Source organism: Psychrobacter arcticus 273-4, from assembly GCF_000012305.1.
Classification (GTDB): Bacteria; Pseudomonadota; Gammaproteobacteria; order Pseudomonadales; family Moraxellaceae; genus Psychrobacter; species Psychrobacter arcticus.
The window spans coordinates 621,108-633,809 of record NC_007204.1; the positions used below are offsets into that span (position 1 = coordinate 621,108).

Annotated in this window: 12 protein-coding genes and 2 pseudogenes; 11 read left to right on the forward strand and 3 right to left on the reverse strand. The window is 41.8% G+C overall.

What is annotated here, in order from left to right; all coding sequences use genetic code 11:
* The first annotated feature begins 130 nt into the window (after positions 1 to 130).
* From PSYC_RS02750 to PSYC_RS02780, 7 genes are all read left to right on the forward strand, one after another.
* Positions 131 to 1,843 (forward strand): acetolactate synthase 3 large subunit, encoded by a 1,713-nt coding sequence (locus PSYC_RS02750; protein WP_201500655.1) that lies wholly within the window; start codon positions 131 to 133, stop codon positions 1,841 to 1,843.
* Positions 1,843 to 2,340 (forward strand): acetolactate synthase small subunit, encoded by a 498-nt coding sequence (gene ilvN, locus PSYC_RS02755; protein WP_011279822.1) that lies wholly within the window; start codon positions 1,843 to 1,845, stop codon positions 2,338 to 2,340. The genes PSYC_RS02750 and ilvN overlap by 1 nt, the downstream gene beginning before the upstream one ends.
* Positions 2,341 to 2,486: 146 nt before the next feature.
* Positions 2,487 to 3,503 (forward strand): ketol-acid reductoisomerase, encoded by a 1,017-nt coding sequence (ilvC, locus tag PSYC_RS02760; RefSeq protein WP_011279823.1) that lies wholly within the window; start codon positions 2,487 to 2,489, stop codon positions 3,501 to 3,503.
* A gap of 405 nt (positions 3,504 to 3,908) precedes the next feature.
* Positions 3,909 to 4,334 carry a hypothetical protein gene (locus PSYC_RS02765; protein ID WP_011279824.1) on the forward strand — a complete coding sequence of 142 codons (426 nt, stop codon included), beginning with the start codon at positions 3,909 to 3,911 and terminating at the stop codon, positions 4,332 to 4,334.
* A 376-nt stretch (positions 4,335 to 4,710) separates the two neighbouring features.
* On the forward strand, positions 4,711 to 4,923 hold the full coding sequence (locus PSYC_RS02770) for a cold-shock protein (RefSeq protein ID WP_010196799.1): 213 nt from the start codon (positions 4,711 to 4,713) through the stop codon (positions 4,921 to 4,923).
* A gap of 588 nt (positions 4,924 to 5,511) precedes the next feature.
* On the forward strand, positions 5,512 to 6,261 hold the full coding sequence (locus PSYC_RS02775; protein ID WP_011279825.1) for an electron transfer flavoprotein subunit beta/FixA family protein: 750 nt from the start codon (positions 5,512 to 5,514) through the stop codon (positions 6,259 to 6,261).
* Positions 6,262 to 6,392: 131 nt separating this feature from the next.
* Complete coding sequence (locus PSYC_RS02780; RefSeq protein WP_011279826.1) at positions 6,393 to 7,325, forward strand: electron transfer flavoprotein subunit alpha/FixB family protein; 933 nt, start codon at positions 6,393 to 6,395, stop codon at positions 7,323 to 7,325.
* 133 nt (positions 7,326 to 7,458) lie between these two features.
* On the opposite strand, the gene PSYC_RS02785 is transcribed toward PSYC_RS02780, so the two are convergent.
* A complete protein-coding gene (locus PSYC_RS02785; protein ID WP_011279827.1) occupies positions 7,459 to 8,667 on the reverse strand; it encodes an IS256 family transposase in 1,209 nt (402 codons plus the stop codon).
* Positions 8,668 to 8,815: 148 nt separating this feature from the next.
* Here PSYC_RS02785 and PSYC_RS02790 point away from each other — a divergent pair, with 148 nt between their 5' ends.
* The 3 genes from PSYC_RS02790 to PSYC_RS02800 all read left to right on the forward strand — a co-directional run bounded on the left by PSYC_RS02790 (position 8,816) and on the right by PSYC_RS02800 (position 11,035).
* Positions 8,816 to 9,490, forward strand: a complete 675-nt coding sequence (locus PSYC_RS02790) for a LysR family transcriptional regulator substrate-binding protein (RefSeq protein ID WP_148201648.1) — start codon at positions 8,816 to 8,818, stop codon at positions 9,488 to 9,490.
* 361 nt (positions 9,491 to 9,851) lie between these two features.
* Entirely contained in the window at positions 9,852 to 10,163 is a 312-nt protein-coding gene (locus tag PSYC_RS02795; RefSeq protein ID WP_011279828.1) for a transposase, read from the forward strand.
* Positions 10,163 to 11,035: an IS3 family transposase gene (locus PSYC_RS02800; protein ID WP_227500367.1), complete on the forward strand. Its 873-nt coding sequence runs from the start codon at positions 10,163 to 10,165 to the stop codon at positions 11,033 to 11,035. Before PSYC_RS02795 ends, PSYC_RS02800 begins: the two co-directional genes overlap by 1 nt.
* Positions 11,036 to 11,047: 12 nt before the next feature.
* On the opposite strand, the pseudogene PSYC_RS11765 reads toward PSYC_RS02800, so the two are convergent.
* Positions 11,048 to 11,308 (reverse strand): annotated as a pseudogene (locus tag PSYC_RS11765) (IS3 family transposase); the annotation flags it as partial.
* A 57-nt stretch (positions 11,309 to 11,365) separates the two neighbouring features.
* On the opposite strand from PSYC_RS11765, the pseudogene PSYC_RS02810 reads away from it, so the two are divergent.
* A pseudogene (locus PSYC_RS02810) lies at positions 11,366 to 11,632 on the forward strand (transposase); the annotation flags it as partial.
* 226 nt (positions 11,633 to 11,858) lie between these two features.
* Here the strand turns inward: PSYC_RS02810 and PSYC_RS02815 are convergent.
* Positions 11,859 to 12,665, reverse strand: coding sequence for a TrmH family RNA methyltransferase (locus tag PSYC_RS02815; protein WP_011279831.1), 807 nt, complete (start codon positions 12,663 to 12,665; stop codon positions 11,859 to 11,861).
* Positions 12,666 to 12,702 lie beyond the last annotated feature (37 nt).

The window sequence follows — 12,702 nt, forward strand, 5'->3', positions numbered from 1 at the left end:
AAAAAAGGTGACGACAGTGACGCAAACCACGCAAAGTCCGAATATGACTGGACATACCCAAACGGGTCATGCTGCCAAAAACTTCGAAGAAAAGCAGCAACCTCTTGCTGAAGGTAGCAATGAGCCTGTGATGCTATCTGGCGCTGAGATGTTGGTGCAAGCACTAACGGATGAGGGCGTCAAATACATTTTTGGCTATCCAGGCGGTGCGGTACTTCATATTTATGATGCCTTGTTTCAACAAGACAATGTTGAGCATATTCTGGTGCGTCATGAACAAGCCGCAGGTCACATGGCAGATGCTTATTCGCGAGTAACTGGCAACACTGGTGTGGTGCTAGCGACTTCAGGTCCTGGTGCTACCAACACCGTGACGGCTATTGCCACTGCTTTTATGGATTCTGTACCGATGGTGATCATCGCAGGTCAGGTACCTAGCAGTTTAATCGGTGAGGATGCCTTCCAAGAAACAGATATGATCGGTGTGTCACGCCCCATCGTGAAGCATAGCTTTCAAGTTCGCCATGCCAGCGAAATTCCAATGATTGTCAAAAAAGCCTTTTATATTGCACAATCTGGACGTCCGGGTCCTGTTGTAATCGATGTGCCAAAAGACATGACTGCGCCTAGCGAGAAATTTGCTTATGAATATCCAAAAGAGGTGTTTATTCGCTCATATCAGCCGTCATTAAAAGGTCATAGTGGTCAAATCAAAAAAGCGGTTGAAACCCTACTTGCTGCCAAACGCCCGATTGTTTACTCCGGTGGTGGTGTTGTTTTGGGTAATGCCTATAAAGAGTTAACGGCTCTTGCGCATCGTTTAAACTTACCAGTCACCAATACTTTAATGGGCTTGGGTGCCTTTCCTGGCTCTGATGAGCAGTTCTTGGGTATGCTTGGCATGCATGGCACTTATGAAGCCAATATGACCATGCATCATTCTGACGTTATATTGGCAGTTGGTGCACGTTTTGATGACCGTGTGACCAATAACGTCAAAAAATTCTGTCCAAATGCGACGATTATTCATATTGATATTGACCCGACGTCTATCTCAAAAACTATCTTTGCTCATATTCCTATTGTTGGTGATGTCAAGTCAGTGCTTACTGACATGATAGATATTATAGGCGAAGATAAAGAGCTAGACCAACCGGCGCTATTGGATTGGTGGTCACAGATTAATGAGTGGCGTAAGCGTCATGGTCTGCGCTATGACACCAGTACCGATAATGGTATTAAGCCACAAGCGGTCGTTCAAGCCTTAGATAAAGTGACTAATAGTAACGCGATTATCACTAGTGACGTTGGTCAGCATCAGATGTTTGCGGCTTTGTACTATACTTATAATGAGCCGCGTCAATGGCTGAACTCAGGTGGGCTTGGTACTATGGGCGTTGGCTTGCCGTATGCAATGGCGGCGAAACTTGCTAACCCTGATCGTGATGTGGTCTGTATTACCGGTGAAGGCTCTATTCAGATGAATATCCAAGAGCTGTCAACCTGTTTGCAGTATGATTTGCCAGTTAAAATCCTAAACTTAAATAATGCACAGTTGGGTATGGTGAAACAGTGGCAAGATATGCTGTATGAAGGTCGTCACGCGCATTCTTACATGAATTCTTTACCAGACTTTGTAAAACTGGCTGAAAGCTATGGTCACGTCGGTATCAAGATTACCGATCCTGCGACTATGGAAGCACAGTTGGCTGAAGCCATGGCAATAAAAGACAGATTGGTATTTATTGACGTTTATGTCGATCGTAATGAGCATGTGTATCCGATGCAAATCGCTGGGCAAACGATGCGTGATATGTGGTTAACAAAAGGGGAGCGTACCTAATGCAACAACAACATCTGATTTCGGTATTGATGGAAAACGAAGCGGGTTCGTTGTCGCGTGTAGTCGGCTTGTTCTCACAACGTGGCTACAATATCGAAACGCTAAACGTCGCGCCTACTGATGATCCAAGTATTTCACGTCTCACAGTAACGACAATTACGTCACCTGAAAAAATAGAACAAATCACCAAGCAATTGCATAAATTGATTGAAGTGGTTAAAGTGCTTAATCTCTCAGATACCGTACACGTCGAACGCGAGTTGATGCTAATCAAAGTACGTGCGACGGGCGGTGTACGTGAAGAAATCAAACGCAGTGCAGATATCTTTCGTGCTCAAATCGTTGACGTCAATGCCAGTTTATATACGATTCAAATCGTTGGTGATAAAGCTAAGCTCGATGGTTTTATTGATGTCATTGGTCGTGAACGTATCATGGAAGTAGTACGCTCAGGCGTCATTGGTATCGCTCGCGGCGATAAAACGCTAAGTCTATAATAAGCGTTTATGGTCATTAAAATACGGTATTTCAAACTTATTTATTCAACATAGCGCTTATTTCACCAATCACTTCGATAAGGTGACTATAATTTAAGTGTTTATTTATCCATGGTACGCCATGATTTAGGAAAAGGACTCTGTTTATGAACGTTTATTATGATAAAGATTGTGATCTATCAATCGTCCAAGGTAAAAAAGTTGCCATTATTGGTTATGGCTCACAAGGTCATGCGCACGCGCTTAACCTACAAGATTCAAACGTCGATGTGACGGTTGGTCTACGTGCAGACTCAGGCTCATGGAAAAAAGCAGAAAATGCTGGTTTGAAAGTCGCTGAAGTAGAAGAAGCAGTAAAAGCTGCTGACATCATCATGATTTTGACGCCTGATGAGTTCCAAAAAGAGCTTTATAACGACGTGATTGAGCCGAACATCAAGCAGGGCGCGACACTGGCCTTTGCTCATGGTTTTGCGATTCATTATAACCAAGTTATACCACGTAGCGATCTTGACGTCATCATGGTTGCGCCAAAAGCACCAGGTCATACGGTTCGTTCGGAATTCGCTAAAGGCGGTGGTATCCCAGATCTTATCGCTATCTATCAAGATGCATCAGGTCAAGCCAAGCAACTAGCACTATCTTATGCTGCTGGTGTTGGTGGTGGACGTTCAGGTATTATTGAAACGACATTTAAAGATGAAACTGAAACTGACCTATTTGGTGAGCAAGCGGTTCTTTGTGGCGGCGCAGTTGAGCTAGTGAAAATGGGCTTTGAGACCTTAACTGAAGCCGGCTATGCACCAGAAATGGCTTACTTTGAGTGCTTACATGAGCTAAAGCTTATCGTTGATTTGATGTATGAAGGCGGTATCGCTGACATGAATTACTCAATCAGTAACAACGCTGAATACGGCGAATATGTGACGGGTCCTGAAGTGATCAATGAGCAATCACGCGAAGCCATGCGTAATGCACTAAAACGCATTCAATCTGGTGAGTACGCGAAGATGTTCATCTCTGAAGGCGCAACCAACTATCCATCAATGACAGCACGTCGTCGTAACAATGCTGAGCATCAAATCGAAATTACTGGTGCTAAGCTACGCGGTATGATGCCTTGGATTGGCGGCAATAAAATCATCGATAAAGACAAAAACTAATTTGCTAATGAGTAATTAGTAAAGAAATTAGTCTAAAAAAGCCCATGCTATCAGTGATAGCATGGGCTTTTTAATAGGCGCTATTTTATAAAATATTTTCATCTTAGCCAGTCTGTGCTGGTTGAAAATCTGTCGTAGCTGCCTAATATAGGCAAGCGTTATTATATCTATCGTTGAAATACTTTAAAGTCGCTACCGTATTGCTGGTGTAAATTTTTTGCAGCCTCTGTCTGCGTAGGCACAGCAAGCAAGAAAAATTTGCACCAGTAGTACGTGTTGTATCGATATTACTTTTCACCGACTATATTAACGACTTACTCGATTAAATAGGTATCGTTATTTTTATCTTTGCGCTATCAATGCCAGAGATTTCTTTATTTTTCTTTAGATTACAGGTTGTCTGTTGTGCAAATATCTTATCCTGATTGGCTAACGCCACAATTCGTATATATCACTCTTAGCGCTGTGGTTGCAGTTTTGATTTGGATCGAAGGAGAGATGCTGAAAAAAACCGGTGGCAAACTACCTAACTCTAAGTTCTTTCAAATCAGCTCAATTCTAGATACCTCATGGTTTTTTATCTCAGTAGTGATGTTATACACGATTGATTTGACGCCACTAGCAGTTGCTGTTCCGGTGGCTTACGGTCTTTATACGACCTTTGGCTGGATCTATGGTGCACGTTTATTGAAGCGTAAAGGCATTCCTGACTCTCCCAAAGACTTGGTCATACCCGCTAAATATATTGCTTATAGTCAATCGTTTTCACTGATATTCTTTGCACTATGTTTATTGGTATTAAGCTCGCCGTGGCTACCGATTACTCTATAGTTTTCTTTTAATACATGACCAAATATGATTTTTATCGGTTTAAGTGATTGAATCAGATGTGCGACTGCATTTAAATCATAGAATATATTGATAAAAAAGTATTTTATATCAATATATTAAGTCTTGATTAGGTAAAAGTAATCGTTATCTAAAAGTGATTCAAATAGGTTACAAAAATCATCAATTTAAGCTGTTGTACTTAGTAAAAGCTGTTATAATCAGCTTGTACTCAAAGGATTTCGGGTAAAAATATTAAGACGTCTATGAGATGTTTTAATGAATTTTATCTATGCATTCTGCAAGAAAAACTTGGGTATATATCAATTAATCGGTGATGACACACGTCTCGCCAACAGTTAAAGAGTTAGGAAAATTTATGTCAGATAAAGTTGAAGGCACTGTAAAGTGGTTTAATGAAGCTAAAGGTTTTGGTTTTATCGCGCAAGACAACGGTGGACAAGACGTATTCGCTCACTACAGCGCTATCCAAGGCGGTGGTTTCAAAACTCTAGCCGAAGGCCAAAAAGTGTCTTTCATCTTAGGTGATGGCAAGAAAGGCCCACAAGCTGAGCAAATCGAAGCTATCTAATCTCATTTGACATTGAGTAAGCTGTTTTTCAGCGCGCTTAATGACAGTAAGATTATCAATATGCATTGATGCCTTTGTTTGTTAAAACAATAAAAATACTGTTTAGACTTTAAAAAAGAGCAACCTCTGATCAGGTTGCTTTTTTTATGCTCTTTTTTTGAGTTATTTCTTATAACCATAAGATAATGTTAGTTTGGCTAACTGTTATAGATATCTTAGATAGATTGCAAAAATTAGAAAATAATAAGAATAACGATAAGAAAATGGCGTCACTAGGCGTTTATAAACTATTTATTGTAGAATAGTGACAAAATTATGACGCATTATTCACGGTGTTGTCTTGACCTTAGGGCTGAGCTCACGCAAGATACATAGGTCTGATAATAACGGTTGGCTTAGCTTTGGCAGATTTTATGGATAGAGAGTGTGATGCCAATATATTTTTTATGGCTTGATATTTTTTATTACCTTATATGTGCTGACGTAACCATAAACCTTGAGTGCTATTTCGAACGACGATTTTAAAAAAATGAACCTTTGGTTCTTAACTGGCAATTTTAATTCATAACATTAATAAACGAGGAACGTATGAAAGCATTAGTAGCGGTCAAGCGTGTCATTGATTACAACGTAAAAGTTCGTGTAAAAGCTGATAATTCTGGCGTGGATTTATCTAACACTAAAATGTCAATCAACCCTTTTGATGAAATTGCCGTAGAAGAAGCGGTTCGTCTAAAAGAAGCGGGCGTGATTGATGAAATCATTGTGGCATCAATTGGTCCAAAAGAGTCGCAAGAGCAGATTCGTGCTGCTTTAGCATTGGGTGCTGATCGTGGTATTTTGGTCGTGACTGATGCAAAACCTTATCCTCTACAAATCGCTAAAATCCTGAAAAATATCGCTGAATCTGAGTCTACAGATATTATCCTACTAGGAAAGCAAGCGATTGATGATGACAACAACCAAACGGGTCAAATGCTAGCAGCATTGATGGGTATCGGTCAGGGTACGTTTGCATCAGAAGTAAAAGTGGAAGGCGATAAAGTCAATGTAACGCGTGAAATCGATGGGGGTTTGCAAACGGTTGCGCTTGATTTACCAGCGGTTATTACTACTGACTTGCGTTTGAATGAGCCACGTTATGCAAAATTGCCTAACATCATGAAAGCCAAAAAGAAGCAGCTTGATGAAAAAACGCCAGCTGATTTTGGTGTTGATATGGCCTCTAAGCAAGAAATCATTAAAGTTGTGCCACCTGCTGAGCGTAAAGCTGGTATCAAGGTGGGTTCAGTTGACGAGTTGGTCGATAAGCTAAGAAATGAAGCGAAAGTAATTTAATACTTTTTGAGCGCCTATCTAATACAAAGACATGATGTCCTAAATAAATTTTATTAAAATTGGACATAAAATGTCTTTGTATACCAACAATCGCATGAATAGATGATACGAATAAATAAAGGATAAAAACAATGGCAATTTTGGTATATGCAGAACACGACAATGCCAGTCTAAAAAAGGCAACTTTGAATACAATCGCTGCAGCTCAGCAAATTGGCGGAGATATCCACGTATTGGTCGCTGGTAGTGGTAACCAAGCTGTCGCTGATGAAGCGGCTAAAGCGGCGGGCGTATCTAAAGTATTGCTAGCAGACAATGCAGCTTACGAGCACCAATTGGCAGGCAACATCGCATTATTGGTCGCTGATATTGCTGCTGATTATAGCCATATCCTAGCTCCAGCAACGACTACTGGCAAAAATTTCTTGCCACGCGTTGCAGCATTACTTGATGTCAGCATGCTGTCAGAAATCTCTGCTGTAGTAGACGCACAAACGTTTGAGCGTCCTATCTATGCGGGTAACGCAACAGCAACGGTTAAAACTACAGAAGATAAAGTGGTATTAACCGTACGTACTACTGCCTTTGATCCAGTAGCAAATGAAGGTGGTTCAGCCTCTGTTGAAACGCTTGACAACGTCCAAGAAACTGGTAAAGCAAGTTTTGTTAATGAAGAGATGGCGAAGTCTGACCGTCCAGAATTGACCTCAGCAAGTATTGTGGTTTCTGGTGGTCGTGCGCTAGCGAACGGTGAAAACTTCACTAAGTACATCGAGCCATTGGCTGATAAACTTGGCGCTGCTGTTGGTGCATCACGTGCCGCAGTTGATGCAGGTTATGTACCAAACGATATGCAGGTCGGTCAAACGGGTAAAATCGTTGCACCAGATTTATATATCGCAGCAGGTATTTCAGGCGCCATTCAGCATTTAGCAGGTATGAAAGATTCTAAGGTTATCGTTGCGATCAATAATGATCCAGAAGCACCGATTGCTAGCGTTGCTGATTACTTCTTAGAAGCTGATTTGTTTGTAGCCTTACCTGAGCTAACTAGCAAAGTCTAAAGCATCATAGCTAATATTGGATTCCCGTAATCCAATATTTTTTATATTATCATCAATCCTCTGGTTCAACGAACTGGAGGATTTTTTGCGTTGTGAGCATCAGTTTACTGGGGTGATTACCCCTTCAGTCTGATTAAAGGTAATAAATACGGTCATCAAACATAATCATAAAGCGATTTAAAGCAGACGTCCAGTTACGAATGGGCATCGACCACTTCTTGGATGCTTGCTGGGTGGCTAAGTACACCACTTTGAATGCTGCCTGATCAGATGGGAACACCTTACGCTTATTCACCGCCGTACGAATCACACTGTTCAGTGATTCTATAGCATTGGTGGTATAAATGGCTTTTCTGATATCTTTAGGGTAATTAAAGAACACCGTCAAGCCTTCCCAGTTATTGCGCCAAGACTTGACCACATGTGGGTAATTCTTACCCCAAGTCTCATCAAAGTGCTCAAGGTTGGCTTGTGCAAGCTCTATGGTATCAGCGCCATAGATGGCTTTTAGATCAGCCGCTACTGCCTTCTTATCCGTCCACGGCACAAACTTCATGGAATAGCGCACCATGTGTACGATACATAGCTGAACCTCAGCCTTGGGGTAGACAGTGTTGATGGCATCAGGAAAGCCCTTTAGACCATCGACACAGGCAATGAGGATATCTTGAACCCCGCGGTTTTGTAGTTCAGTGAGTACGCCAAGCCAGAACTTAGCGCCCTCGTTCTCTGATAGCCACATGCCTAAGAGCTCTTTTTTACCGTTAAGAGCGACACCTAGAGCCAGATAGATAGCCTTGTTGATAATCTGCTTGTCTTGACGTACTTTGACGACAATGCAGTCCAAATAGACGATAGGATAGATGCTGCTTAAAGGCCTGTTCTGCCAAGCGGTAATATCCTCTAAGATGTTGTCAGTGACTCTTGAGACAAGAGAGCTTGATATATCAACGTCGTAGATGTCTTTGATGGTTTCGACAATTTCAGTCGTTGTCTGACCCTTAGCATAAAAGCTAATGATCTTATCATCAAGACCTGAAATACGGGTTTGGTGCTTACGCACTAATGCAGGTTCAAAGTCACCATCACGGTCTCTTGGGGTGGAGATCTCAAGCACGCCACTATCACTGCGGACTGTCTTTTTAGTGTGACCATTGCGCTTATTAGGCTTGTCTGCCTTCTCATGCTTAGGATAGCCTAGATGATCTTCCATCTCAGCTTCTAAGGCAGTATCGATAAAGGATTGCATGAGCTGCTTTTGGAAGTCTTTGATGTCATCGAAGCTGTTCATGCTACTAGCCATTTGCTCGGCCAGTTTTTTAATGTCAGATTGAGTAGTCATTGCTTATTCTCCGGTTGGTGGATTATAAGCAGTTACACAGAGTTTGGGAAAGGCTCGTAATACCAAGCCTTTAGAGCTTACACCCATCGGTCATTACTGTCTGCAAGTCGCTCAAACCATATTTACAGAAATCACTTCTATCGAAGCCATGAAAGGCAGCAACTCGCATCTCTTAGAAGGCGACATTAAGCTTTTGGTGGCCAGTCGTCTCCACAATCCAAAATATAATGATTTCCTAGTCTATTTTAAAAAGAAATATCCAAATATCACCTTAGATTTGACCGTGAAATCAAGCATGGATATTTTAAATGCCCTCAAACAAAAAACCCCTGCTGTCGGTATCTGTTTGGCCAAACATATCCCCGAAACCCTCAATCAACAATTATTATTCAATCAACAATTATTATTCAATCAGCGCTATTATTTGTACTGCGGCTATCATCATCCTTTATTCTCATCGTCCGATTTGAGTTTTGAAAGTTTATTAAAAGAGGATTTTATTGCTTTTAATAGTGAAGATATTGGGGATATTCTCTCTCCAATTACTGTATTTAAAGAAAATCACGACCTAACAGGTCGTATCAGCGCCTATACTAATAATTTAGATGAAGCGGTTCGGCTGATTTATACTGGATATGGTATTGGTGCCTTACCTGACCAATTTATTGCGGCGACCCATCTAGAATCTAAGCTCAGACGTCTGCCTCCAAAAGAAGGTATTGCTGACATACCTGTTCATATTTTTTGGCACAAACAACGCGCTTTGTCACCTATCGAAGCTAAATTTATTGAAGAAATTGTAGAATTTGATATTTCTTTTTAATTGAGATACAGCTTTGTAAAAAATTACTATACCTCAACGTGACAATAGGCGAGCATGAACCCACCACCCTGAAACCACACGCTCTTTTTTTGCTGACACTTATAATCGCGTCCCTGCTAATGTATATCAATAAATTTGATATAGTAGGTTCACTTTAAGACAGATACAGTGTGGCTGGTAAAAATATTTGAAGCCTCCGTCTGGCGAAGCACACAGAATGCTAGAAAATTTTTACCAGCGGCACGCCTTTATTTACGTATCGCTTTTTTTTACGTCTATGACTTACCTCTACAGTCTGTAGTGGCATAATAAAACTGGACAGCGCATAAGAGGTTTATATTAACCCAAAGAGGAAAACCGTATGAGCCAAAAACGCAACCAATATACTCGAGAATTCAAGCTAGAAGCCATAAGCTTAGTGATTGATCACAACCGTAGCATAACTGACGTGGCAAGCTCACTTGGCATTGGCAAATCCACCTTGCAGAAATGGCTGAGTCAATACCGTCAAGAAATGAGTGGCCAAGCACCTAAAGTCGGCAATGCTTTAACGGATGAACAGCGAGAGCTCCAAGAACTGCGTAAAGAGAATAAGCGCTTGAGGATGGAGCGCGACATCTTAAAAAAGGCTTCCGCTCTGCTGGCGTTGGACAATCTAAACGACTATCGCTAATAAACCAGCTGGCAGAGCAGGATAAACGGGTGAGCAAAAACCAACTATTCAAGCTGTTTGGCATGAATAAGAGCAGCTATTACTATGGCAAAAATCCCAAATCCATCAGCCTTGTCTTAATTAGGATCAAAGCTTTAATTCGCCAAATATTTAAGCAATCAAACGGCTCGGCAGGGGCTCGAACGATTCGTGCCATCTTAAACAATGAGCATGGCATCACCCTTAGCCGATATAAAGTAGCAAAGCTTATGGCAAAACTGGGACTCAAAAGCTGTCAGATAAAGCGACATCACTACAGACAAGCTGATGAAAAACATAGCATTTATGACAATATATTAGATCGAAACTTTAGCCCAGAAGCACCCAATCAGGTCTGGACGGGGGATGTGACGTATATTCGCATCAAAGGCGGTTGGTGTTATCTTGCCGTCGTTTTAGACCTGTACGCCCGTCGTTTGGTGGGCTTTGCCATATCAAGCTCACCGGATAGTAAGCTTACCGTCAAAGCGCTACAAATGGCATATCACAGCAGAATGAAACCCAGTGGCGTGTTGTTTCATTCAGATCAGGGCAGCCATTATAGCTCCCAGGCGTTTGCAAAAGCAGTAGCCGATTGCAGTGGTATGACGCATAGTATGAGCCGAAAGGGCAACTGTTGGGACAACGCTCCGACTGAGCGCTTCTTTAGAAGCTTTAAAACCGAATGGATGCCAAAAAATGGCTATGAAAATATGACTGAGGCTAAAACTGCTATTGTCGATTATATCTGGGGCTATTATCAAACCATAAGACCGCATGCGTTTAACGATTATTTATCACCAGCAGAGAAAGAGAAACGTTATTTTAACCAAACCTCTTATCAGCTGTCCTAAATTAGTTGACCACTACACTCCTTTTAGTTTAAGCTGAATACGTTCATGATTGTAGTAATGAATATACTCATGAATCTGTCTCTCTAAAACTTCAATTGTTTTAGGCTTCTCAATATAGATAGTCTCACACTTTAGCGTACCGAAGAACCCTTCCATTAACGCATTATCCAAGCAGTTGCCTTTCCTGCTCATACTCTGTTTTATCTGATGCTTTTTAAGCATCTCCCTAAACGGCTTCATTTGATAATGCCATCCCTGATCAGAATGAGCTATGCTGAAGAAACCGTAGAGATAAACTTGGTAAACTAACGACTCGATGAGGAGTTTACCATGACCAAGAAAATCAGAACTTATAGCACAGAATTCAAAGCCGAAGCCGTTAAGAAGATAGCAGACAATAACGGCAACATTTCAGCGACCGCAAAGCAACTTGGCATCACCATGCAGACCTTATCTAATTGGCATAACAAAGCCAACCAAGGCAAACTTGTCGGCACAGAACAATATGATCCTGAGCTTATGACAGCCCTTCAAGAAATAAAGCAGCTCAAGCGGCAGCTTAAAGTGGCTGAAGAGGAACGAGAGATATTAAATGAGGAGGGATAAAGCGAAGCACTGCTTCGCCCCTACGCAAGATGAGAGCTATGCTTGAATGAGGCCACCGCGTACTTTGCCAATGAGGAACGTTAAGAAACAGTCTGGGAGACTGTTTTAGTGACGCAAGACGTAGGGCTATGCCCGCAGTGACAGCTCGTGAAGTACGCTTTTATAAAAACTAATCGGCATATCTTTACCGTAATAAGCATGTGCCGTGTATTAGCTGTTAAACCAAGTTTGAAGCGTAATTTCTTTGACGTAACGTCTCATACAAACATAGCGAGCCTGCAATCGCGACATTGAGGCTTTCTTGCCCATTAGGCTGCGGTAACGCGATAGGTGTGGCACACTGCATCAACTCATCACAAACGCCTTGACCTTCATGTCCCATAATCCAAGCGATGGGTGATTTTAGATCATGTTGATAAATGACGGTATCCGTATGCGAGCTGGTGGCAAATAGAGGGGTTTCTACATGGTCTAAAACTTCTTGTACACTCAACCCCTCATATATATTCAAAGCAAACTGCGCACCCATGCCTGCCCTTAATGTCTTCGGTGACCACGCTTGAGCGGTAGCACTGGTGCAGAGGATGTTTTTGATACCAACAGCGGCTGCAGTACGGAGTAAGGTGCCGACATTGCCACTGTCTTGCACGTCGTTAAGAATCAAGCAGTCCTCATTAATCATCGACAAGCTTGGCGCCGGCACTTTAATCATTGCCATAATATCAATCCCAGTGCCTAAACTACGAATGCTTTCATATAGTGCATCTGCCAAGGTCAAAATAGGCGTATAAGTGGGCAGGCGGGTTAGAATCTGCTGAACTTCAGGGTTCTTATGTGTAGATTCAGAAACCAATATTTGATCAAATGGATAGTCGCTACGAAGAGCGGCATCGATAAGATGGACGCCTTCAATGACGGTTAGACCGTGTTTCTTACGCTGGCGAGCTTGCGTCAATAGTGACTTTACGAGCTTGACCGTTGTATTCTTATCTGAGGTAATAAGCTCGGTGGGATTTGCTACCATAGTAGATCGCTTAGAGAAAAATGTAGAAAATATGGAT